Below are 21,757 nucleotides of genomic sequence, written 5' to 3' on the forward strand. Positions count from 1 at the left end.
TCGATGATAACAGGGCATTTCTTTTTTGTCAATGGTTTAAATAGTTTTTCAGGAATTCAAACAGCTTATCCATCTGCTCATCCGTTCCGATGGTGATCCGCAGATACTGATCGATCCGGGGCACATTAAAATAACGGACATAAATATCCTTCTCCTTCAGTGCCTCAAAAAGCGCCTTCGCATCAGTTCCCGGCCTGCTTGCAAAAATAAAGTTGGCCGAAGGCTCCGGATACACAAAACCGAGGGCAGAAAGCCGCTCCTTTGTCCGCTCCCTGGTGGCTTTGATCTTTCCCACCGTTTCCCGGAAATACACCTCATCCTTCACAGCCTCCACACCCAGGCAGAGGGCAGTCTGGTTCATAGTGTAGGAATTAAAGGAATATTTCACATCGTTAAGGGCCTTGATAAGCGCCGGATTTCCCATGGCATAGCCGATCCGCATTCCGGCCATGGAACGGGACTTGGAAAAGGTCTGAACCACCAGAAGGTTCTCGTATTTCTCCAGAAGAGGAAGGGCAGACTGTCCGCCGAAATCAATATAAGCCTCGTCCACGATCACCACCACATCCTGATTGTGGGCAATGATGTCCTCCACATCGGAAAGTCCCATGGCAAGGGAGGTGGGCGCATTGGGATTGGGGAAGATCACGCCGCCGTTTTCCTTATAGTAATCCTCTTTCCGGATACAAAACGCCTCATCTAACGCCGGCCGCTCGTAGGGGATCCGATAAAGATCCGCCCATACACTGTAAAAAGAATAGGAAATATCCGGAAACAGTACCGGCTTGTCAGAATTAAAAAAAGTCAGGAAGGCCATGGCCAGCACATCGTCGGATCCGACTCCCACAAACACCTGATTTTTTTCCAGACCATAACGCTCTGCCAGAGCTGCCACCAGCACATCGGCAGCAGGATCCGGATACAGACGGAACCGGTCTGTATCAAGACTCTTCATGGCCTCCTCCACTCCCGGTGCCGGAGGGTACGGATTCTCATTGGTATTCAGTTTGATCATATTTTTCTTTTTCGGCTGCTCACCGGGTACATAGGGAACAACCTTTCTGATATTATCTTCCCAGGGTCTCATGTTTTTCTCCTTCCAGACGAACCGCCGGAGCCGTTCGGCCCTTTTTTCTATTCACCGCTTCCTTATACAGATACCCAACTCCGCATACTGCCAAAATCCCAAAAAGTGCGCCGGCTCCATCGATGCATACATCCTTTAATGCCGCCTCCCTCCCAGCCACAAACAACTGATGGAGCTCATCGAAGGCCGCATAGACAAGTGCACATCCCCAGGCTGCCAGACAGCCCTTCCGGATACCGGCAAAAATCGTACCAAAAAATCCCAGAAAAAAAGCTCCCAGAACTGCATATTCCATCATGTGGGCGCCTTTTCTCCAAATCCATTCCGGCAATCCGAAAAGACCGTCAAGGGGACCGCTTAAAGCCCCTGATTCTCCTCCCGTTTGCGCGGAAAAATAAAAGATCAATCCCATCCACAAAAGGGACAGCGCCAGAAATATCCGGCGCCTTCCCCTCATATCTCTATTCTGCTTCATGTCCCTTTGCCCGGATCACCTCAATGACCTGAGAAACATATTCTTCACAGAGTGCATCAGTCCGTGCCTCCACCATGACGCGGATGACCGGCTCCGTACCGCTCTCCCGCACAAGGATCCTTCCGTCATTTCCAAGGGCCTTTTCCACTCTCTCCACGGCCTTTTTCACATCCTCATCGCCTCTGGCCGCAGGCTTATCCTTTACCCGGATATTTTTTAACAGCTGCGGATAGATGTCCACAGGAGCCGTCAGCTTTCCAAGGGATTCCTTCTTTTCCAGCATGACCTCCATCAGTTTCAGGGAAGTAAGGATACCATCCCCTGTGGAGGCATATTTGCTGAAAATAATATGGCCGGACTGCTCGCCGCCGAGCCGGTGTCCGTTGTTCACCATGTTCTCATATACAAACCGGTCACCCACATTGGTCTTTTCGTAACGGATTCCCGCAATATCGAAGGCCTTGTAAAGACCGATATTGGACATCACCGTTGTCACCACCGTATTGGTGTCCAGCATTCCGTGTTCCTTCATATAAAGTCCGCAGACGTAAAGGATCAGGTCACCGTCCACCACCCGGCCGTTTTCATCCACAGCTATGCATCTGTCCGCATCTCCGTCGTAGGCAAAGCCCACATCCAGCTGATTTTCCACCACAAATTTCTGAAGCACCTCGATATGGGTGGAACCGCAGTTCCGGTTGATGTTTGTGCCGTCAGGTTCATTGTTGATCACGTATGTCTTCGCTCCCAGGGCATCGAAAACATTTTTCGCAATGGAGAAGGCGCTGCCGTTGGAGCAGTCAAGGCCCACCCTCTTGTTTTTGAAGGAGCGGGTTGCCAGAGAAATCAGATACCCGATATACCGGTTCCTTCCCTGGGAATAATCAGAGGCTTTTCCGATCTCCTCGCGGACAGCAAAAGGAATTTCTTCCGTCTCTCCGTCGATATAAGCCTCGATCTTTGCAGTCACTTCATCCTCAAGCTTCTCCCCTCTGCCGTTGAGTACCTTGATTCCGTTATCATAAAAGGGATTATGGCTGGCAGAGATCATGATGCCGCAGTCGAAATCCTCCGTCCGCACCACGTAGGATACGCTGGGAGTCGTCGTCACGTGAAGCAGGTAGGCGTCCGCTCCGGAAGCCGTCAGCCCTGCCACCAGGGAATACTCAAACATATAGCTGCTGCGCCTGGTGTCCTTCCCGATGACCACCCGGCATTTTCTTCCTTCTCTGACACCGTAATACCAGCCCAGGAAACGGCCCACCTTATAGGCATGTTCTACTGTTAATACCTTATTGGCTTCCCCGCGGAAGCCGTCGGTTCCAAAATACTTACCCACTGCTGTCTCTCCTCACGCTTTTTTCCCAAGAGCCCCCAGATATCTGGAGAGAGCATCCTGCCATGCGGGCAGCCGCTCAAAGCCGTTTGCTTCCAGCTTATCCTTGGACATCCGGCTGTTCTTAGGGCGTTTTGCCGCAGTCGGATACATGCCGTTATACGTGTCGCTGTCCACAGGGGTCACCTTCACATCCATACCGGCCTGCTTAAAGATCTCGCAGGCAAACTCATACCAGCTGCAAAGGCCCTCATTGGTCGCATGATATCTGCCGTATTTGTCGGTCTGGATCATATCCACCAGAAGTCTTGCCAGGTCATAGGTATAGGTGGGAGAACCGATCTGGTCATCCACAACGCTGACCGCTCCCCGCTCCTCCCCGATCCGAAGCATGGTCTTGATGAAGTTCTTGCCGTTGACACCGAATACCCATGCAATACGTACAGTGAAGAATTTCTCCACATATTTTTCAATGGCCAGCTCCCCCTCGTATTTTGTCAGCCCGTAGGCATTGAGGGGATCGCGCTCATCGTCAGGCTCCCAGGGTCTCTCCCCCTGACCGTCAAACACGTAATCGGTGCTGATATACATCATCTTGATATCCAGAGCTTTGCACACTTTAGCGATATTCTCCGTGCCTCCGGCGTTGATCCTCCGGCAGAGCTCCAGCTTTTCCTCTGCTGCATCCACTGCCGTGAAGGCCGCACAGTGGATCACCGCATCCACCTTTGCTTCGGTGATCACACGCTCCACCGCAGCCGCATCGGTGATATCCATCTCCTCGATGTCAACGCCGACGCCTTCTATCTCTCTCTTTGCCAGCTCGTTCATCACATCGTAGCCCAGCTGGCCCTTGACGCCTGTCACTAATACTCTCATGTCCTGTCTCCTGTAGCGTTCCCGGCGCTGCCGTCTTACTGCAGACGGTCTCCGTACATCTTCTCAAAATAATTGCTGTACTCGCCGCTTAAAATATGCTTCCACCAGTCCTGATTGTCCAGATACCACTGGATCGTCATGGCGATACCGGTATCAAAGTTGTACTGGGGCTTCCAGCCAAGTTCCGTCTCGATCTTGGTAGGATCAATGGCATACCGGCGGTCATGGCCGGGCCGGTCGGTCACATACTGGATTAGGCTCTCCGGCTTGTCAAGAGCCTTCAGGATCGTCTTCACCACCTCAAGATTGGTCCTCTCGTTGTGTCCGCCGATGTTATAGATCTCTCCCACCTTTCCCTTGCGGATGATCAGATCGATGGCTGCACAGTGGTCTGACACGTGAAGCCAGTCGCGGACGTTCTCGCCCTTTCCGTATACAGGAAGACTTTCATCTGCCAGGGCACGGCTGATCATCAGCGGGATCAGCTTCTCAGGGAAATGATAGGGACCGTAATTGTTGGAGCAGCGGGATACGGTCACAGGCAGCCCGAAGGTCCTGTGGTAAGCAAGCACAAACAGATCCGCACTGGCCTTGCTGGCCGAATAAGGGCTGGAGGTATGGATCGGTGTCTCCTCCGTAAAGAACAGATCCGGTCTGTCGAGGGGCAGATCACCGTAAACCTCATCGGTGGAAACCTGATGATACCGTTTCACTCCGTAAGCTCTGGAGGCATCCAGAAGGGTCTGGGTACCCAGCACATTGGTCTTCACAAAAATGCCGGGATCGGTGATGGAGCGGTCCACATGGCTCTCCGCTGCGAAGTTCACCACCACGTCAAACTGTTCCTTCTCAAACAGCTCCATGATAAAGGGACGGTCCGCAATATCTCCCCGGACAAATTTGTAGTTGGGCTTATCCTCCACCGGCTTTAAGGTTTCCAGATTGCCCGCATACGTCAGGAGGTCCAGATTCACGATCTGATCCTCCGGATACTTGTTGACCATATAATGTACAAAATTGCCGCCGATGAAACCGGCGCCGCCAGTCACTAAAATCTTCATCTTCTCTTCCTCACTTTAGTCAAACTTCTTATCAATATATTTTCCATCCATGACGTCCTTTAAATACGCGCCATACTGATTTTTCTTCAGGACCTCATAAGTCTCCATCAGCTCGTCCCTGCTGATCCATCCCCGCAGATAGGCGATCTCCTCCAGACAGGCGATCTTTCTGTGCTGGTGAGTCTCCACCGTCTTTACAAAATTGGTGGCATCCACCAGGGATTCATGGGTTCCCGTATCCAGCCAGGTGAAGCCCTGTCCCAGAAGGGTGACCTCCAGTTCTCCGTTTTCCAGATAAATCTTGTTGAGATCGGTGATCTCCAGCTCTCCTCTGGCGGAAGGCTTCAGATTTTTCGCATATTCGACCACCCGGTTGTCGTAGAAGTAAAGGCCGGTCACGCAGTAATTGGACTTGGGATGCACAGGCTTTTCTTCCAGTGAAATCGCCTTTCCTTCCTCATCAAATTCCACGATTCCGAATCGCTCCGGATCATCCACATAATAGCCAAACACGGTCGCTCCCGATTCCTTGGCTGCCGCCGCCTGCAGACGCTTTGTCAGCCCATGGCCGTGGAAAATATTGTCGCCGAGCACCATGGCAACGGAATCCGTTCCGATGAATTCCTCACCGATGATAAAGGCCTGGGCCAGTCCATCCGGGCTGGGCTGCACCGCATAGGAAAGCTCAATGCCGAACTGATGGCCATCCCCCAGAAGAGACTCAAAACGGGGAGTATCATCCGGTGTGGAGATGATCAGGATCTCCCGAATACCTGCATTCATCAGCACCGACAGCGGATAATAGATCATAGGCTTATCGTAAATGGGCAGCAGCTGCTTGGATGTCACCTTTGTCAAAGGATAAAGACGTGTGCCGCTTCCTCCGGCAAGAATAATACCTTTCATGCGCACCTCCTGAGATAATTTTATTTTATCACTGAAATTTCACATACGTATAGTAAATATATCACAAGTCCGGGGCTTTTGCAATGGAGAATCCGCCTCTTTTCCCGGCTCTGTATACTTTACATTTCCCCCTGTGGCTGTTATGATAAACGTATCAATATGAAAACAAGGAGAATCCGCTATGCAGAAAAAGCCCGTGAAAAAAGCTGTCATTCCGGCTGCCGGTCTGGGCACCCGTTTTCTCCCGGCCACGAAAGCCATTCCCAAGGAAATGCTGCCCATTGTAGACATCCCCACTGTTCAATATATCGTGGAAGAAGCCGTCCAGAGCGGCATTGAGGAAATCCTCATCATCACCAACTCCAACAAACACTGCATGGAGAACCATTTTGACAAAAATTATGAGCTGGAAGCCCGCCTTCTGGAATCCGGCAAACAGGAAGAGGCAGATCTGATCAACAGCATCGCCGGCCTTGCCAACATTTATTATGTGCGCCAGAAGGAGCCCAAGGGACTCGGACACGCCGTCCTGTGCGCGAAGTCCTTCATCGGAAACGATCCCTTCGCCGTCCTCCTCGGCGACGATGTGGTCATCAACGAGGGAGGCAAGCCCGCCCTGAAGCAGCTCATCGATGCTTACGATAAAATTGGCGCATCCGTAGTCGGCGTTCAGCAGGTGGCCGACAGCCAGGTCCATAAATACGGCATTGTGGCCCCCTCCATCCATCAGCCCTCCTGCGAGCCCCGCCTGAAAAAGCTGTATGACATGGTGGAAAAGCCCAAACTGGAGGATGCGCCCAGCAACCTGGCCGTCCTCGGCCGTTATGTGCTGAAGCCGGAAATTTTCGACTATCTGGAGACACAGGGGGCTGGCGCCGGCGGAGAGATCCAGCTGACCGACGCCATCAAGCGTCTGATGTATACCCAGGCTGTCTATGCCTATGACTTTGAAGGCCACCGCTACGATGTGGGCGATAAATTCGGCTTCATCCAGGCGACCCTGGATTTCGCACTGGCCAGAGAGGATCTCAGGGAGCCAGTGGCTGCCTATGTGAAGGAGCTGGCCGAAAAACTGTAGGAGCCTGAGATCAGGCCGCAAAAAGGAGCATTCCCATGATCTACTGTATTCTCGCCGCCTGTATTGTCGGAGCAGATCTCTATTTCAAAAGACAGATCGAAGTCCGTCCGGATACCACCTTTCCCATTCATCTGAAAGGCGGTGTCCGTCTGGAAAAGCATCACAACAGAGGCTTCCTTCTCAACCGTCTGGAGGACCGTCCCGGACTTGTCCGAATCGTGTCCGTGATGACGCTCCTCCCGCTGGTTTTCTGGTTTTTCCATCTGATCATCAAGAAAGCCGGAGCATTGGAAAAACTCGGAGCAGCCTGTCTTTTGGGCGGAGCCGTCTCCAATGTACAGGACCGCCTGATCCGCGGCTATGTGGTGGATTATCTGCGTCTTCCCATCAAAAAAATCCGCAATATCATATTCAACATTGCGGATTTCTTTCTGTTTCTTGGCGCCTGGCTGACCGCCGTCAGCGCATTCTTTTCCAAATAAGTACTGTCTAAATAATGTATTTTTCCTGCCGGTATTTATTCATCATGGCCTTGAAGATCTCACCGTTTCCCGGAGGCGTATAGGTGATGGCATTGGCTCCCGCATCAATGGTCCGTTTGATGCTCTCATCCGTATTTCCTCCGGTGGCAATGATCGGCACACGGGGATAGCTTTTTCTGATCTTCGCCACGATCTCCGGAGTTTTATCAGCGCCCGACACATTTAATATGGAAGCGCCGCTCTCCAGCCGCTTCCCGATATCGGTCTTTTCTGACACGACCGTAATCACAATGGGGATCTCTACCTTTTTGCGGAGATATTCCAGGGTCTCATTGGGCGTCGGCGCATTGACCACCACTCCGTGTGCCCCCTGAAACTCTGCATCCTCCGCCAGATTTGTCACCCGGCGACCGGTAGTGGTGCCCCCGCCCACGCCGCAGAATACCGGAAGATCCGAAGAAGTGATCAGCGCATGGGTAATGATGGGCTGCGGTGTGAAGGGGTATACTGCCATGACTGCATTGGCATTACAGTTTCTGATAATCGCAATATCAGTAGTAAAAACCAGAGATTTGATCAGTTTTCCAAAAATCCGTATTCCGCTGGCCTCCTCAATCACCTCCGGCAAAAGCACCATATGCTTTCTCAGATTTCCTTCGATCACCGGCACATACTTCTTTTCTCCCATAGGCAGTTCCCTCTTTCCATATACTGTATATTAAAGTGAAATAGTTTCAAAAATGTGAAAAACATCCAGCGCTCCATATCCGGAAGAACGGTTGGGATACGTCACCAGAGGCAGACGGTCTGCCCCCCGGATCATGAGACTTTTAACATCCTGGCTTCTCATCCACCTGTAATTCCCCTGCAGGATCCCCCATTGCAGCAGAAGAGCTGCTGCTCCGGCTCCGTGGGCTGCCGCCACACTCGTTCCGCTCTTTGTTCCGAACCGACCTCCCGGCAACGCTCCGTAGATGTCGACGCCGGGTGCCACCAGATCCGGTTTGATCCGTCCGTTCCTGGTAAATCCCCGCCCCGAATGGATATACAGGCTGTTCTGCCTGTGATTGTAGGCTCCAAAGGTAATGGGCTCTGCAGCCGCCGACGGCACCGTCAGCGTCGTATCCGGATTCGGCCGCAGAAACACCGTGTCCGCCTCGGAAAAGCCCTCCATGGGCAGCCAGATATGAAACTGTCCATTGACAAACTGTTCATTGTAAACCACCAGTGTCCAGATTCCCGGCGTCGGATCCGCCATCCGTATTCGGATCACAAAGCTTCCGGACTGACGCTCTACCAGCTGGTAATCCACATAGACCACCGTTTTTTCCATGGTAAACTGAAACACCTGATTGTGATTGAGCCTGGGGAGCACCCGGCTGGTGCTCTCCCCTGTCGGTGACAGGAGCTGCACACTGTACACCTCCGGCGTCTCTGCCCAAAGCTCCATAGTAATTCCGTTTTCATTCTGCGGGATCCGCAGTTCCACGTAGTCGCTTCCGCCCTGTGCCGGGATCGTTCCGAAATAGTGATGCCCCCGGTTGGACTCATTTCCGGAAGGAAGGACCACCGCATTGCCCGTCCGCTTCGCCGCATCGTTCAGGACACAGGAAAGCGGCCCATTTCCATCGTGATCTCCCCAGTTGGTTCCTACGCCTGCCAGAATCACCAGAGGCATCTTCAGTTTCTCACCCAGTTCCGTCAGATACCGGACCCCCATCATCAGATCCGTCTCCTGATACGCCGCTGCATTTTCCCTGATCAGAAAAAATCGTCTCAGATATTCCTTGGCCGGCTTCAGCTTGACCATGGCGATGGACGCCGCGGGAGCTGCCCCGGTAAAATCCCGATCCGGCAGATTACTGCCCGCCGCCACGGAAGCCAGAAAGGTTCCATGGCCGTTTTCATCGACGGATGGTACAAATAGCCTCCCGTTTTCCGCTGTCAATGCTTCATCGATTTCCGCCTTTGTATATTCTGTTCCGTACAGAAAGCCCTCTGGAGGCTCTCCCTCCTGAATGGTCTGATCCCAGATCCGAAGGATTCTGCTCTTTCCTCCGCCGTCCAGAAAAACCGGATTTTCATAGTCGATCCCCGTATCGAGAAGTCCGATCAGTACCCCCTGTCCATCCAGTCCCAGTACCGGCTGGTTCCTGGCCCGCAAAATTCCCGAAGCCTCCATGTTGGTGGTATCAGTCAGACCATAGAGCCGGGGGATCGCCGTATAATCATAAAACTGGACCGAAGCCGGCGGCAGAAGCCTTCTGTTTACATGAATGATCCCCCAGTTTTCCGACACCATCTCTCCGCAGAAGAAATCGGAAAGGGACTGTTCTTTGAGAAACCGATCCCCCGGAAGGATAAAATCTTCATACGCGTTGGATAGAATACGGTTCCTGCACTCTTCTGTTTCTTCAAAAAAACCGGTGTTGTCCATATGATCAAGCCTCCCGGGCCTTATCATATGATTTTATGCATGGACTCCCAGCCGCATTACGCCCCGCATATCGATAATGGGGCCTCCCGTTTTTTCGATATAAGCCTTTGTGATCGTCACGCGGCCGATATTGTCATCCTTGGGAATTTCATACATGATATCCAGCATATATTCCTCCAGGATCGCCCGCAGAGCTCTGGCTCCTGTATGGCGCTCCATAGCCTTTTCGGCAATGGCCTCCAGCGCATCATCCTCAAAAACAAGCTGCACCTCATCCATTTGAAGAAGCTTCTCATATTGCTTTAAGATCGCATTTTTCGGCTCCTTCAGAATCCGTATCATAAATTCTTTGGTGAGTGCCTCCAGGGACACAAGGACCGGAAGCCGCCCCAGGAACTCGGGGATCATGCCGAATTTCTTCAAATCATCCATTTCCGCTTTGCACAGAAGATTTTCATCCTGATCATACCGGTCCCTAAGCTCTGCCCGGAAGCCGATGGAAGACTCCTTCGTGAGTCTCTCCTTGATGATCTCCTCCAGATCAGGGAACGCGCCCCCGCAGATGAAAAGGATATTGTTGGTATTCACGGTCGTCATGGGCACCATGGCATTCTTACTGTTGGATCCCACCGGGACCTCGACCTCGCTGCCCTCCAGCATCTTTAAAAGTTCCTGCTGCACGGATTCCCCGCTGACATCTCTCGTATTCGTATTGCGTTTTTTTGCAATCTTATCTATTTCGTCAATATAGATAATGCCCTGCTCCGCCTTCTCCACGTCATTGCCGGCGGCCTGAAGAAGCTTGGAAACCACGCTTTCGATATCATCGCCGATGTATCCGGCTTCTGTAAGTGATGTGGCATCTGCGATGGCAAGAGGCACATCCAGAAGTCTGGCCAGTGTCTTCACCAGATAGGTTTTTCCGCTTCCGGTGGGGCCCAGCAGCAGCATATTGGACTTTTCGATCTCAATACCATCGGTATTATCTGCACACACCCGTTTATAATGGTTGTAGACTGCCACAGAAATGGCCTTCTTTGCCTTTTCCTGTCCCACCACATACTCGTCCAGCATCTGTTTGATCTGATGAGGCGCCGGAATTGTCTTTCTGTCAAAAACAGGCTTTTTTTCCTTTTCCTTTTTCTTTTTGATCCTCTGATTCTTGGGTATCTCCCGTTCTCCGATGCCAAGATCGGCCAGATTGATCACACCGACGCCGGGAATATTGGAAAGCGCAGAAAGATCAAAGCCATCCTGGCCATTGCCCGGCACTCCCAGATTGATCCCATAAGGCGCACCATTCTTCTCAAAGCTGTCAAACGCCTTCTGCATACAATCCCGGCAGATGGTAATGTTCCCCGGCATGGTGATCATTTTCCCCGCTCTGCTCTCCGGTCTCCGGCAGACGAAGCATATTTTCTCGTATTCGTCCTCTTTCTGCTCCTGCTTTTCCTGCTCCATAATCTCTTCTGATTTATCTTCATCAAACTGTTTTTCCATAGATCCTATCTCCCTTTTCTGCACTCTTTTCTCATTATATATGAGATGCCTCCGTGGAACAAGTAAACTTTTTATGAACCGGGACCGGAAAGGCCCTGCAGAATCCGATACCGGAACCGCAGGGCCTCCACCCGATTGTTTTCCTGTTTTTACTTTTTACTGGCTCTGATAATCTCTTTTATAGCCCAGTGTAACTGTAATCTCCATTGTCTTATACTGACCATCCTCCAGCCTCTCAATGGTCAATTCGATCTCCGTGCCGCCGGCATAATAGCTCAGCTGTGTTTTCAGTTCATCCATGGAAGAGATCCCCTCTCCCTCAACCGCTGTGATAATGTCTCTTTCCCTCAGCTCGGAAGAAGCCGCCGGTCCGTTCTCCACAATGCTGTATACATACACACCTTCCGGCATATTGTACTGCTGAGCATTGGTCCCATTCATGTCCACACCATTGATACCCAGCCAGGATGCATCCTTCTCGTCCACTGCTGTTCTTGTCTGCTTGGTCATCAGATTGCTGATGATATCCTGTGCCTCCGATACAGGGATGGCAAACCCCATGCCCTCCACATCCTCGCTGGAATATTTGGCAGAATTAATACCGATGACCTCACCCTTCAGATTCAGCAGCGCACCTCCGCTGTTGCCGGGATTGATTGCCGCATCTGTCTGAAGAAGCGTCAGTGTGTTGCCGTTGATGGTCACCTCACGGCTCAGGGCACTTACATAGCCATGGGTCAGGGACTGTCCGTAGCCGAGAGCGTTGCCGATGGCGATCACTTCGTCTCCCACCTGCAGGCTGTTGGAATCTCCCAGGGTAGCGATCTTTATGGAACCCATGGTTTCCTCACTCAGCGACTCAAGAGAAACAGCGATCACCGCCAGATCATTCTTCTCAGCCGTTCCCTTCACCTGGGCATCTGCCGTGCTGTCGTCAATAAAGGTCACCTTCAGGGAATTTGCCCCGTCGATCACATGATAGTTAGTCAGCACAAGAAGTTCCGTATCGTTCTGCCCAATGATGATGCCGGAACCGCTGCCGGTCACTTCCTGGCTTCCTCCTCCGTAGAAGAAATAGCTCCAGTCATTGCTCTGATAGATCTGCGTATTGGTAATAGCTACAATGGACGGCATGGCGTTCTTTGCTACCTCTGCAACGCTGCTCCCCGTGCTTCCCGTGGAAGCAGTATTGGTCGGCGTCGTCTCTGCAGTCCCGATCTTCGTTGTTTTTGTCTGATCGGCCGCATCCACCGCCTTCTGAAGCTTCGCCTCATAACCGCTGATCTTCATCACGCCCATGAAAGCTCCTGCTCCTGCTCCTCCGAACAGGATCCCGCACAGAAGAAACACTCCCAGCTTCCGGAAGAGGCCTCCGCTTCTTCTCTTTTTCTTTTCCGGCTTCTTTGGACTGCCAGGTTCCATGGGATCCGTCGGTATATATGTGTATGCGTACGACGAATGATCTTCTTCCTGGCCATATCCGCCCTGAAGGCTTCCATTTTCATAATATTCATTCATACGATCATATCCTTTCTCAGTCCGTTTTCTTTATCTGATGAACATAGAATACCAGTTAAATGTGATGAAACTGTGTTATAAGCTTGAAAAAAATATGTTATTTTCACAAATTAACAGGCGGCTGCACCCGGCAGCCGCCTGTCACTGTGTCATTTCATCAATTTGTTCTGTCTTCCGCGGAATATCCGGTCAGTGCCTCGATCTTATTACTGATCTGTTTTACCGTAGAGGATGGCTCGTAAGTGGTATCACCGAAAAGCTCCTGATGGAACTGGGTCACATCCTCGGCAAGACCGAGGGGAACCTTTACGGACGCCCCGCCAACCATGGCATCCACCTGGTGATACGGGAAGGCTGCCGTCTTTGTGATCTTATAAGAACCGATATCGGGAACAAGGGCCAGCACATCTGCCAGGGTCAGATTGGTCCGGATCTCGGGAAATACTGCATTGCATATGTCTAAAAGCTGCGACGCGCTGGCGCTCTTTGCCTTGTCCAGGATCATACCGATCACTTCCCTCTGCCGCTGGGCACGGCCGTCATCTCCACCATTGTTGTGACGGATCCGGCAGTAGGCCACCGTCTGGATCCCATCCAGAGTCTGAAGGCCGGGGCCTTTCAGCTGAACCGATCCCTTTCCCAATCCGGTCGCCCAGCTCTTGGTCTCCTCCACCGTATTGGTGATATAGCCGTTGATCTCACCCATCATGGTCTCCGGGACGTCAATTTCCAGACCGCCCAGTAGATCCACCACCTGAGCCACTGCATACCAGTTGACACTCACATACTCAGTGATCTGCAGATCCAGGTTTTTGTTGATGGCATTCAAGGCTCCCAGCTCCTCCCCGGTATGATAGGCGTTGTTGGCCTTGGCATATTTATCCATATCACCGGTGCTCAGATCCGGAACATTCCAGTAGGTATCCCGAAGCACCGAGGTGAGAGAGATCTCGCCGGTTTTATTGTCAACGTTGGCGACCATGATCACATCGCTGTGGCTTCCGTTCTCATCAATGCCGAAAATGGCAATGGTCCGGTATCCCTCCATGCTCTTGAGTGTGTTTTCTGACAGTTCATTGACATGGACATCCTTTTTCCCGAAGGATGCCTTCTGAATCAGATCCCATTTGGAGATCACAAAAAGACAAAGAAGGACGAGCACGAGCAGAACACCCTCCACTGCAAATAAAATCTTTCTGTTGCGGCGTTTCTTTTTTGCCTTTGCGGAGAGCCGCTTCTTTCCGTTTCTCCCTGACGGTGCCGTTTCTGTTCTGGTCCGTTTTCTGGTGGACATATCCTCATAGGAATCGTCGTAAGCGGCCGTTCTTCTGTCACTTGTCCGCCTGTCGTAAGGATCCGTACCCATGGTTCTCCTGGAGGTTCCGGTTCTGGCAGATGCGCCGTAAGGCGCTCCCGCACTGTAGGAGGTCCTTGAAGCAGATCTGCTTCCTGTCCCGGAAGCGGTTCTCGCTCCCGCTGCGGTCCTTGCTCCGCTTCCCGTCGACGTGCTTCTTGTCCCGGAGGCCGTTCTCCTGCTGCCGGCTGTCTGTCCCGTGGTATTCTTCCTCCTCTGGGAAGTCATTTCTGCATCAGGCCGCACACGCCTGCGCTGCTCCAGCTCCCGTCTGCGGCTTTCATATTCATATTCATCGTCTCTGTATCTCATGGCCTGTTCCTTTCCACATTCTGCATTTTCTAGTAAGCATTTTTATTGACAAAGCCCTTAAAAAACGTCAGAAAAATGATCTTAAAATCCAAACCCAGACTCCAGTTCTCTATATAGTACAGATCGTACTCCACACGTTTTGTAATGGAGGTATCCCCCCGGTATCCGTTGACCTGAGCCCAGCCGGTCAGCCCCGGCCGCACCTGATGCTTCACCATATACCTGGGAATTTCCTCCCGGAATTTTTCCACAAAATGAGGGCGCTCCGGCCGCGGTCCCACAAGGCTCATATCTCCCCTGATAATATTAAAAAACTGAGGAAGCTCATCTATGCTTGTCTTTCGGATAAACCGCCCTACCGCCGTAACCCTAGGATCATTTTTTGTGGTCCAGGCATTCTTCTCCTCCGACGGCTTCTGCACCTCCATGGAACGGAACTTGTACATTTTAAAGGGCCGATTGTGAAGTCCTACCCGCTCCTGACTGAAGATCACCGGGCCTGGGGAGGACAGCTTGACGGCAATGGCCACGATCAGCATGACCGGCGAGAACAGGATCAATGCCACCGTGCCTCCGAAAATATCCATCAGCCGCTTGATGGCTGCATTGAAAGAGTCCGTAAGAGGCACATGGCGGATATTGATGACCGGAAGTCCCAGAAGATCCTCCGTATATGGCTTCGTCGGTATCATCTTGTTATAATCCGGAATAAATTTTGTATGTACGCCGGATTTTTCACAGGCGTTCACGATCCGTTCCAGCTTGTCATATTCATTGATGCTCAGAGTGATGGCGATCTCATCGAGACGGTTCATGGGCAGGATCTCTTCCAGATTGGCAATGGGGCCGAGCACCCGGATCCCCTTATACTCTGTTCCGCGCTCCGCATTGTCGTCGAGGATTCCCCGAATCAGATAGCCCCAGTCCGGATTCGCCGTCACCCGGTCAATGTAGGACTGAGCCGCCCGGCTGTAACCGATCAGAAGCACATGCTTCTGGTTGTAGCCTTTTCTGCGGAAAGAACGGAGAACGCTTCGCAGCGTCAGCCGAAAAGCCGACTCAAAAACAAAATTGAAGCAGATAAACAGAAAAACCAACAGACGGGAAAAGTGCTGCAGCCGATCCTTGGCCAGATAGAGCACCATGGTAATCAGCAATGCTCCGACCACATTGGCCTTCAGTACATTAAAAAGCTCCAGCCGCCGCCCCATCACCCGCATAGGCTCGTACAAATGGAAAACCCAGTATAAAATCAGTCCTCCCGGCACGATATAAAGAAGCGCGCTGAAGTAAATCCCCTTGGGCAAAGCCAGACTCCGCCCCAGATATCCGAAAATAAGCCAATAGGCAATCAGATATGATATCATTAAAATAACTGCATCAATGACCACGTGAAGCCGGTTCAGATGCTTTTGATTATCTTTAATCAAGGTCTTTCACCCAATAACCTTCCCTGCGATTACAGTCGTTATCGCTTTATATCATACATTATCTTCCTGCAAAGGGCAACCGAAAAAACAATGACTATTCTTAAAGTTTTCTTAATCGGTAGCCGGCGGCCCGGAAAGCTTCCTGTGAACAAATTCATAGATATAGGTAAAGGTTCCGCCGATCAGCCTTCCCTCGATACAGATATAATTCCACAGGTGCTTCGAAGAAAACCTTACTTTTTTGCAGGTTTTCCTGGTGCGCCAGCCCTCCCTCAGGCCCTCTTTATACACTTTACCGAAGCCGATCTTCTCAAAAAACCGGCTTTTTACAAAATACCCTGCCAGGATCGCCGGAAAATTCACCGCCAGCTGAAACAGAGGCATGTTTTTATAATTCAGATAAATGCTGTTTCTGGCTGCCAGACGCACCTTGAATTCATTGTATTTGGATCCGCTTGTCCCGCTGCCCACATGCTCCACCCTGGCCTCCGGACAGTAGAGATTCTGCCAGCCATGGATCCTGGCCCGATATCCCACATCCAGATCCTCCAGATAAGCAAAGTGCTTCTCATCAAAGTATCCGATTTCCTCAAACACCTGGCGACGATACGCTGCAGCACCGGCACAGGCTGAAAAAACCCTCGCCGGCCTTTCATAGCGGTTCACCGAATGTCCCACTCCCCGCTGAAATGCCCAGCCCAGTACCGTATACTGATCCCCAGCATCGTCGATCAGCTCCGGATGGTACATCTGGATCATTTTCGCACTGACAGAAAAGGCCCGTGGATTTTCATCGAGGGTGCGGACCATCGCTTCCACATAGCCCGGACACACCTTCGTATCATTGTTAAGGAGAATCACGTAGGGGGTCTTTGCCGCCCGGATTCCTTCATTGACTGCGCGGCTGAAACCGTAGTTCTCCTGCAGTGCAAGGATCTCCAGCTCCGGATACCGTTCCCGGATAAACGAAAGGCTGCCGTCTGTGGAGCCATTGTCCACCAAAAGCACCCGAAAGGCCTGCTCCGTCTGAGCGCGCAGTCCCTCCATACATTTCTCCATAAACTGTTTTCCATTGTAATTGGGAATAATGACTGTAACCTTTTCCATGTTATCCTGATACTCCGCCTGCGATGGGAATAAATTCCTCTGTATTTCTTTGCTTCTTTTTTTAACCTGCACAGTTTATCTATTATAGCGGATAATCGCAGAAAATGCAAGTTTCCCTGTTTCAGTCGGAGCATTGTCGATTTTTGTCAGAATAAGACGATGAAAATTGCTATACAATCAGAGCTTTTTCTATTATAATGTTTTTAGCACTTGACAAGCAGAAAAAAGGAAACGGGGGTTAAAGGACTATGGATAAAGATTCCAGACGTGAGGAAACTCTGCAGGAACGCATTCAGAATCTGGAAGCCGAAAATGAACGACTCTATCAGATTGTCAGACAGCTGAATTCCACTCTGCAGAGATTGATCGATGCCTATATTCAGCCTGAAACGTAATCTCAGCTGAACACGGCCAGTTTTAAAAGAGGATGCTTCGATATACTGTCTGAAGCATCCTCTTTTATCGCCATTTTCAGATTGCAACGCAGAAAGATCCGGATCAGAATTCCAGGTGTCAGCACCTGGTATTATTAATTGTATTTGTCGATTAAATTGTCTCATTGTTTGTCTATGTTTGTACAATTTAGTCTTTTTATGTCTTTCTTTGTTTTCCCTCTGGAATTTCCTCCTTCTATATTCTATTTTTTAAGAAGATTATTACAAAGGAGAAAACAAATATGGAAATCGACCTGCAAACCTTTCTTCAATCTATGGGTATTTTCCAGCATTACTGCGGATACCCTCAATTTATTCTGGCCGTTGCCCTGGCCGCAGAAAATCCCGACAGACTTCACAATATTCGAAGAGAGATCTATATTCCTGTCGCCAGACTATGTCACACAGAGGTTGCAAATGCAGAGAAAAACATCCGGACCGTCCGCGATGTAATGATGAGAAACGGAGGTGCGGAATTCCTGGCAGCTCTGACCGGAAGCAGTTTCTGGAAAAACAAAACTCCTTACCCCAAAGAGCTCATCGAAACCTTTGCAAAATATTTTGGAACAGAAGCACAGAATCTGAGCACAGAATTCAGAAATAGAGATTCTTTTGAAATCAAGTTCTAAAAATATAGAATTTAAAAGAGTTTCCCTCTATGTTTATCTTGAAAAGATAAATTAACAGGAGGAAAAACCATGAAAACAAATCTCGAATCCATTCTTCGCTCCACAGGTGTCTTTCGCTCCTATGCCGGGTATGGCTTCTTTCTGGAAGCCATATCCATGGCAGCAGAAAACCCGGACCGCCTGAAAGAGATCCACAAAAACCTCTACCTTCCAATTGCCGAGCGCCACCAGGCAGATGTCCGAAACGTCATCAACAATATCAAAACCATTCGCAATGTGATCATGCGCAATGGCGGCTATCCGTTTCTTGAAGAGCTCGCCGACTGTAAGTTCCGACAGAAAAACCAGCCTTATCCAAAAGAAATCATAGAGATCTTCGCTGACTATGTCAGAAAGAATCAGATCTCTGTCAGGTAAACAGAGCCAGGACTGCTGCAAAACGCGGACTGACCGTTTTGCAGCAGATTATTCCCCGCGGGGCTCTTGACAAAGCTTCCCTTATAAAGGTATATATTAGATAATACTATTATGAAAACCGAGGTCAGCCATGCAGCCCAACCAATCTTCTGCGCCACGCAATTATCTGTTTGACAATATCAAAGCTCTCATGCTTTTCTTCGTCGCGTTCGGACACACCCTGGATGTGTACCTGGCTTCCGGCACTTTCGAAATGACTCTGATGAAATACATTTATCTGTTTCATATGCCCATGTTCGCATTTATTACCGGTTATTTCAGCAAAGATCTGGATAAAGCCCGAAACGGCGCCGTACAGAAATGCCTGGTCCCCTATCTGCTCTTTCAGGGATTATACATCGCCATGGCCAATGCCATGATCGCCATGGGCCTGGCCAGCTTTAACAGTGATGTATTCCAGAGCTCCATCCTGCTTCCTTCTTCCGCATTTTACTACCTATTGGCTGTATTTTTCTGGAAACTGTCTGCAAAGGATATTTTCCGGTTCCGATATCCGGTTGTCCTTTCACTCCTTTTGGGGCTTTTCATCAGCATAACCTCTCATCAGGACTTTCATCAGGGCCTGGGAGCTGTGTTCAGCCTGCTCTTTTTCTTTGTTCTTGGCGTATTATGCACAGATGCCGCAATCAGAAAAATACGGAGTATCCCCCGCTGGATCTCCGTTGTCATTCTGATTGCCGGCATCCTCCCGGCCTATTATCTTCCCTATGCCATCCACAGTGTCCGAATGACCTACCAGTCTGTGGGATTTACGAATGTGGAGGGGATCTTATACCGTCTGATCTTTTATGGCATTGCATTAATAATGGGGACCGCGATCATCAATCTGGTCCCCGAAAAGAAATCTTTTATATCCAGAATCGGCGAAGCCTCCATCCTGGTCTATGCAGGCTCCACCTTCCTGGCCCCCCACGCTTACGTTTTGCTCGCCCGGCTTTTGGGCCTTGAGCAAAACCGGTTTGTCAATATGATCTGCATGACCGGTTTTTGCCTGGTTCTTGTGTTTCTCTGCTCTCTTCCCATCTTCGTCTGTTGGTACAGAAAGCTTTTGCAGGTTATCAATCGCCTGCTCTTTAAAAATTAATTCTCCGCCTCAAGATTTTTCAAGGAAAAATCTGAATCCAGCAGAGTGAGATTCGGATTATAATAGGGATCTCCGGCTTTCAGGAAATCCGCCCAGCGTTTTCGGAAAAGCTCCACCTCACCGTCAAACCGCAGGATTTTCTCCGGAGTATCTTCATTTCCTCTGGATTTCGATTCATAATGATGGAGCTGGGCAAACGGATTGTAAACCACCAGTTTTCCCAGACTCCGAACCTTCAGGCAATAATCAATATCGTTGAAAGCCACTGCAAGTTCTTCGTCAAAGCCTCCCACAGCTTCAAAGACATTTCGTTTTGTCATCATACATGCAGCAGTCACCGCACTGTAATCCTGCGCACACATGGAACGAAGAAAATATGTCTTCTCTCCTCTGTGGTAACCGATAAACGTATGGCCGGCGATTCCCTTGTAACCCACGATCACACCGGCATGCTGGATGGTGTCATCCCCGTAAAAAAGCTGTGCACCTGTAATTCCCACTTCGTCTCTCTGGCAAAAGCCAAGAAGCTCCTCCACACAGTCCGCATTGATAAGCTCTGTATCATTGTTCAAAAACAGAAGATATTCTCCTCCGGCATAAGAAAGTGCATAATTATTGATGGCAGAAAAGTTAAAGCCCTTCCCCGGCCAGGTGATAACCCGAAGGTTTTCATATTGCTCTGCAAGTTCTTTATAACACTGAAAGGTGATGTCTTCTGTACTGTTGTTTTCCACAACGATCACTTCCAGATTCTTGTAGGAAGCCCTCTCCAAAAGAGCTTTCACACAAACACGCAGATCATCTGTATGATCCTTATTGGGAATGATCACCGACACCAGCGGTTCTCCTTTTACAGGATACTTCACCCGATAGGCGCCGAGAACCTCATTCTGTTCCACCTCAACCCTTCCGATTCCAATCCGCTCACAGTGCGCCTTTATGGCCCGGGCGCCCGCTTCGAATGCATACAGCTTTTTCTCAGGATCTTCCGCCGTTGACCCGGCATTCACCCGCCAATGGTACAATACCTTTGGAATATGGCAGATCGTCTTCGCCTGTTCCACACATCGGAAAATAAAATCATAATCCTGAGATCCGTCAAATTCCGGCCGAAAGCCACCGATTTGATCCACCAGACCTTTTTCCGCCACAAAAAGATGAGAAATATAATTCATACTGCGAAGAAGATCCGGGTTGTAATCCGGTTTAAAGTGAGGATCAAAATAATGGTTCCTGCCTCCTCTCACCACCAGCTTGTCCTCATCAGAGTACAGCACCTGTGCCCGATATCCTGCTTCCCTCTCCTTATTGATGCGCGCTGCACACTCATATAGGGCATCCTTTGTGAGCGTATCGTCGTGGTCAAGGAGGACTACAAAATCGCCGGATGCCATGGCAAGAGCCGCGTTGGTATTTCCCGCAATCCCAAGATTTTCGGAAAGACAAATATAACGAATCTGTTCCGATGCCGTTTTGAAGTCCCCGGTCACCCGTTCAATAATGTTCCTGATCCGGTCATTCTCTTCGCTCTCTGACTCACCGCTTCCGTCAGCCAGGCAAAGCTCCCAGTTTCTGTAGGTCTGATTTTCAACGGACAGAAGCATTTCTTTCAAAAGCCTCTCCGGTGTTCTGTAAAGTGGAACCACAATACTGAATTTCGGCATGTAGGGAAATACGGTTTCTCTCTGCCGTTTCAATTCCTCCTCACCCGGAATCACCTGCAGTCTCCATTTTTCATATTCTTTTTTATTTCCCTTAAGCTTTTTCCCCACTTTTTTGGCAAAAGCTTTCCAACCGTACTGCTTCAAAAAGGCCACTGCCTTTCCCACGGTGCCTTTATTCTGTCCTTCCCTGCCCGGTTCCAGCTTCTCCCGTATTTCCCTGCCGTCTGCACGGATCACAAGATAATAGGTATCCCCTACAGAATAGGGAAATGAAAGGCAAAAGCCCAGCTTCAGGCTGCTTTTTCCCTGGAACAGATCTTTATTCACATCATACCGATCCGCATCTGTCCGCGTAACATGAACGGTCCCATTCCCTTTGCTTTGGATCTCAACCTCCGCCGGAACATCCGGCGAAGAGCCGGCTGCCCATCCCAGGACCGTCATGGTTGAATTCTGAAGTTTAATGCTGTCAATGTAATATTTCATGGATTGTCCTCTTTCTGCATG

General features: G+C 50.2%; 20 protein-coding genes. 6 read left to right on the forward strand and 14 right to left on the reverse strand.

Annotation, left to right across the window (positions count from 1 at the left end; genetic code table 11):
* Positions 1-28: 28 nt before the first annotated feature.
* Genes hisC through rfbA form a run of 6 tightly spaced genes read right to left on the reverse strand, consistent with a single transcriptional unit; the run spans position 29 to position 5,744 of the window.
* Positions 29-1,087 (reverse strand): histidinol-phosphate transaminase, encoded by a 1,059-nt coding sequence (gene hisC, locus QJ036_RS03815; protein WP_283230115.1) that lies wholly within the window; start codon positions 1,085-1,087, stop codon positions 29-31.
* Entirely contained in the window at positions 1,068-1,562 is a 495-nt protein-coding gene (locus tag QJ036_RS03820; protein WP_283230116.1) for a VanZ family protein, read from the reverse strand. Before QJ036_RS03820 ends, hisC begins: the two co-directional genes overlap by 20 nt.
* Positions 1,549-2,901 carry a phosphoglucosamine mutase gene (gene glmM, locus QJ036_RS03825; RefSeq protein ID WP_283230117.1) on the reverse strand — a complete coding sequence of 451 codons (1,353 nt, stop codon included), beginning with the start codon at positions 2,899-2,901 and terminating at the stop codon, positions 1,549-1,551. The genes QJ036_RS03820 and glmM overlap by 14 nt, the downstream gene beginning before the upstream one ends.
* 12 nt (positions 2,902-2,913) lie before the next feature.
* Positions 2,914-3,777, reverse strand: a complete 864-nt coding sequence (gene rfbD, locus QJ036_RS03830; RefSeq protein WP_283230118.1) for a dTDP-4-dehydrorhamnose reductase — start codon at positions 3,775-3,777, stop codon at positions 2,914-2,916.
* A gap of 35 nt (positions 3,778-3,812) precedes the next feature.
* Positions 3,813-4,838, reverse strand: coding sequence for a dTDP-glucose 4,6-dehydratase (gene rfbB, locus QJ036_RS03835; protein WP_283230119.1), 1,026 nt, complete (start codon positions 4,836-4,838; stop codon positions 3,813-3,815).
* Positions 4,839-4,853: 15 nt separating this feature from the next.
* The gene (rfbA, locus tag QJ036_RS03840; protein ID WP_283230120.1) at positions 4,854-5,744 is read right to left on the reverse strand and encodes a glucose-1-phosphate thymidylyltransferase RfbA; all 891 of its coding nucleotides are present in this window, start codon (positions 5,742-5,744) and stop codon (positions 4,854-4,856) included.
* 181 nt (positions 5,745-5,925) lie between these two features.
* Between rfbA and galU the strand changes: the two genes are divergently transcribed.
* Both galU and QJ036_RS03850 read left to right on the forward strand, forming a co-directional pair.
* The gene (galU, locus tag QJ036_RS03845) at positions 5,926-6,822 is read left to right on the forward strand and encodes a UTP--glucose-1-phosphate uridylyltransferase GalU (RefSeq protein ID WP_283230121.1); all 897 of its coding nucleotides are present in this window, start codon (positions 5,926-5,928) and stop codon (positions 6,820-6,822) included.
* A 35-nt stretch (positions 6,823-6,857) separates the two neighbouring features.
* Positions 6,858-7,304, forward strand: coding sequence for a signal peptidase II (locus QJ036_RS03850; RefSeq protein ID WP_283230122.1), 447 nt, complete (start codon positions 6,858-6,860; stop codon positions 7,302-7,304).
* 7 nt (positions 7,305-7,311) lie between these two features.
* Here the strand turns inward: QJ036_RS03850 and QJ036_RS03855 are convergent, their stop codons facing one another.
* The 7 genes from QJ036_RS03855 to QJ036_RS03885 all read right to left on the reverse strand — a co-directional run bounded on the left by QJ036_RS03855 (position 7,312) and on the right by QJ036_RS03885 (position 16,962).
* Positions 7,312-7,992 carry a beta/alpha barrel domain-containing protein gene (locus tag QJ036_RS03855; protein WP_283230123.1) on the reverse strand — a complete coding sequence of 227 codons (681 nt, stop codon included), beginning with the start codon at positions 7,990-7,992 and terminating at the stop codon, positions 7,312-7,314.
* Positions 7,993-8,022: 30 nt separating this feature from the next.
* On the reverse strand, positions 8,023-9,741 hold the full coding sequence (locus tag QJ036_RS03860) for a S8 family peptidase (protein WP_283230124.1): 1,719 nt from the start codon (positions 9,739-9,741) through the stop codon (positions 8,023-8,025).
* Positions 9,742-9,774: 33 nt separating this feature from the next.
* A complete protein-coding gene (gene clpX, locus QJ036_RS03865; RefSeq protein WP_283230125.1) occupies positions 9,775-11,241 on the reverse strand; it encodes an ATP-dependent Clp protease ATP-binding subunit ClpX in 1,467 nt (488 codons plus the stop codon).
* A gap of 156 nt (positions 11,242-11,397) precedes the next feature.
* Positions 11,398-12,759, reverse strand: a complete 1,362-nt coding sequence (locus QJ036_RS03870) for a S1C family serine protease (RefSeq protein ID WP_283230126.1) — start codon at positions 12,757-12,759, stop codon at positions 11,398-11,400.
* Positions 12,760-12,916: 157 nt separating this feature from the next.
* A complete protein-coding gene (locus QJ036_RS03875) occupies positions 12,917-14,425 on the reverse strand; it encodes an LCP family protein (RefSeq protein WP_283230127.1) in 1,509 nt (502 codons plus the stop codon).
* Positions 14,426-14,454: 29 nt separating this feature from the next.
* Entirely contained in the window at positions 14,455-15,855 is a 1,401-nt protein-coding gene (locus tag QJ036_RS03880) for an undecaprenyl-phosphate glucose phosphotransferase (RefSeq protein ID WP_283230128.1), read from the reverse strand.
* 111 nt (positions 15,856-15,966) lie between these two features.
* Positions 15,967-16,962, reverse strand: coding sequence for a glycosyltransferase family 2 protein (locus QJ036_RS03885; RefSeq protein WP_283230129.1), 996 nt, complete (start codon positions 16,960-16,962; stop codon positions 15,967-15,969).
* Between the two features lie 248 nt (positions 16,963-17,210).
* Between QJ036_RS03885 and QJ036_RS03890 the strand changes: the two genes are divergently transcribed.
* The 4 genes from QJ036_RS03890 (at position 17,211) to QJ036_RS03905 (ending at position 19,586) form a co-directional block, all read left to right on the forward strand.
* On the forward strand, positions 17,211-17,357 hold the full coding sequence (locus QJ036_RS03890) for a hypothetical protein (protein ID WP_283230130.1): 147 nt from the start codon (positions 17,211-17,213) through the stop codon (positions 17,355-17,357).
* A 281-nt stretch (positions 17,358-17,638) separates the two neighbouring features.
* On the forward strand, positions 17,639-18,025 hold the full coding sequence (locus QJ036_RS03895) for a sporulation initiation factor Spo0A C-terminal domain-containing protein (RefSeq protein WP_283230131.1): 387 nt from the start codon (positions 17,639-17,641) through the stop codon (positions 18,023-18,025).
* A 69-nt stretch (positions 18,026-18,094) separates the two neighbouring features.
* Positions 18,095-18,442 carry a sporulation initiation factor Spo0A C-terminal domain-containing protein gene (locus tag QJ036_RS03900; RefSeq protein ID WP_283230132.1) on the forward strand — a complete coding sequence of 116 codons (348 nt, stop codon included), beginning with the start codon at positions 18,095-18,097 and terminating at the stop codon, positions 18,440-18,442.
* A 130-nt stretch (positions 18,443-18,572) separates the two neighbouring features.
* Positions 18,573-19,586 carry an acyltransferase family protein gene (locus tag QJ036_RS03905; RefSeq protein ID WP_283230133.1) on the forward strand — a complete coding sequence of 338 codons (1,014 nt, stop codon included), beginning with the start codon at positions 18,573-18,575 and terminating at the stop codon, positions 19,584-19,586.
* On the opposite strand, the gene QJ036_RS03910 is transcribed toward QJ036_RS03905, so the two are convergent.
* Positions 19,583-21,736, reverse strand: a complete 2,154-nt coding sequence (locus tag QJ036_RS03910; protein WP_283230134.1) for a glycosyltransferase family 2 protein — start codon at positions 21,734-21,736, stop codon at positions 19,583-19,585. The genes QJ036_RS03905 and QJ036_RS03910 overlap by 4 nt on opposite strands.
* Positions 21,737-21,757: the final 21 nt, after the last annotated feature.

The organism is Fusibacillus kribbianus (genome assembly GCF_030053595.1).
GTDB classification, from domain to species: domain Bacteria; phylum Bacillota; class Clostridia; order Lachnospirales; family Lachnospiraceae; genus Lientehia; species Lientehia kribbiana.

Excerpts from the sequence above, each read along its gene's own strand:
- hisC (WP_283230115.1), bottom strand. The coding sequence starts at position 1,087 with ATGAGACCCTGGGAAGATAATATCAGAAAGGTTGTTCCCTATGTACCC.
- QJ036_RS03820 (WP_283230116.1), bottom strand. The coding sequence starts at position 1,562 with ATGAAGCAGAATAGAGATATGAGGGGAAGGCGCCGGATATTTCTGGCG.
- rfbD (WP_283230118.1), bottom strand. The coding sequence starts at position 3,777 with ATGAGAGTATTAGTGACAGGCGTCAAGGGCCAGCTGGGCTACGATGTG.
- rfbB (WP_283230119.1), bottom strand. The coding sequence starts at position 4,838 with ATGAAGATTTTAGTGACTGGCGGCGCCGGTTTCATCGGCGGCAATTTT.
- rfbA (WP_283230120.1), bottom strand. The coding sequence starts at position 5,744 with ATGAAAGGTATTATTCTTGCCGGAGGAAGCGGCACACGTCTTTATCCT.
- galU (WP_283230121.1), top strand. The coding sequence starts at position 5,926 with ATGCAGAAAAAGCCCGTGAAAAAAGCTGTCATTCCGGCTGCCGGTCTG.
- QJ036_RS03850 (WP_283230122.1), top strand. The coding sequence starts at position 6,858 with ATGATCTACTGTATTCTCGCCGCCTGTATTGTCGGAGCAGATCTCTAT.
- QJ036_RS03855 (WP_283230123.1), bottom strand. The coding sequence starts at position 7,992 with ATGGGAGAAAAGAAGTATGTGCCGGTGATCGAAGGAAATCTGAGAAAG.
- QJ036_RS03860 (WP_283230124.1), bottom strand. The coding sequence starts at position 9,741 with ATGGACAACACCGGTTTTTTTGAAGAAACAGAAGAGTGCAGGAACCGT.
- clpX (WP_283230125.1), bottom strand. The coding sequence starts at position 11,241 with ATGGAAAAACAGTTTGATGAAGATAAATCAGAAGAGATTATGGAGCAG.
- QJ036_RS03870 (WP_283230126.1), bottom strand. The coding sequence starts at position 12,759 with ATGAATGAATATTATGAAAATGGAAGCCTTCAGGGCGGATATGGCCAG.
- QJ036_RS03875 (WP_283230127.1), bottom strand. The coding sequence starts at position 14,425 with ATGAGATACAGAGACGATGAATATGAATATGAAAGCCGCAGACGGGAG.
- QJ036_RS03885 (WP_283230129.1), bottom strand. The coding sequence starts at position 16,962 with ATGGAAAAGGTTACAGTCATTATTCCCAATTACAATGGAAAACAGTTT.
- QJ036_RS03890 (WP_283230130.1), top strand. The coding sequence starts at position 17,211 with ATGGATAAAGATTCCAGACGTGAGGAAACTCTGCAGGAACGCATTCAG.
- QJ036_RS03895 (WP_283230131.1), top strand. The coding sequence starts at position 17,639 with ATGGAAATCGACCTGCAAACCTTTCTTCAATCTATGGGTATTTTCCAG.
- QJ036_RS03900 (WP_283230132.1), top strand. The coding sequence starts at position 18,095 with ATGAAAACAAATCTCGAATCCATTCTTCGCTCCACAGGTGTCTTTCGC.
- QJ036_RS03905 (WP_283230133.1), top strand. The coding sequence starts at position 18,573 with ATGCAGCCCAACCAATCTTCTGCGCCACGCAATTATCTGTTTGACAAT.
- QJ036_RS03910 (WP_283230134.1), bottom strand. The coding sequence starts at position 21,736 with ATGAAATATTACATTGACAGCATTAAACTTCAGAATTCAACCATGACG.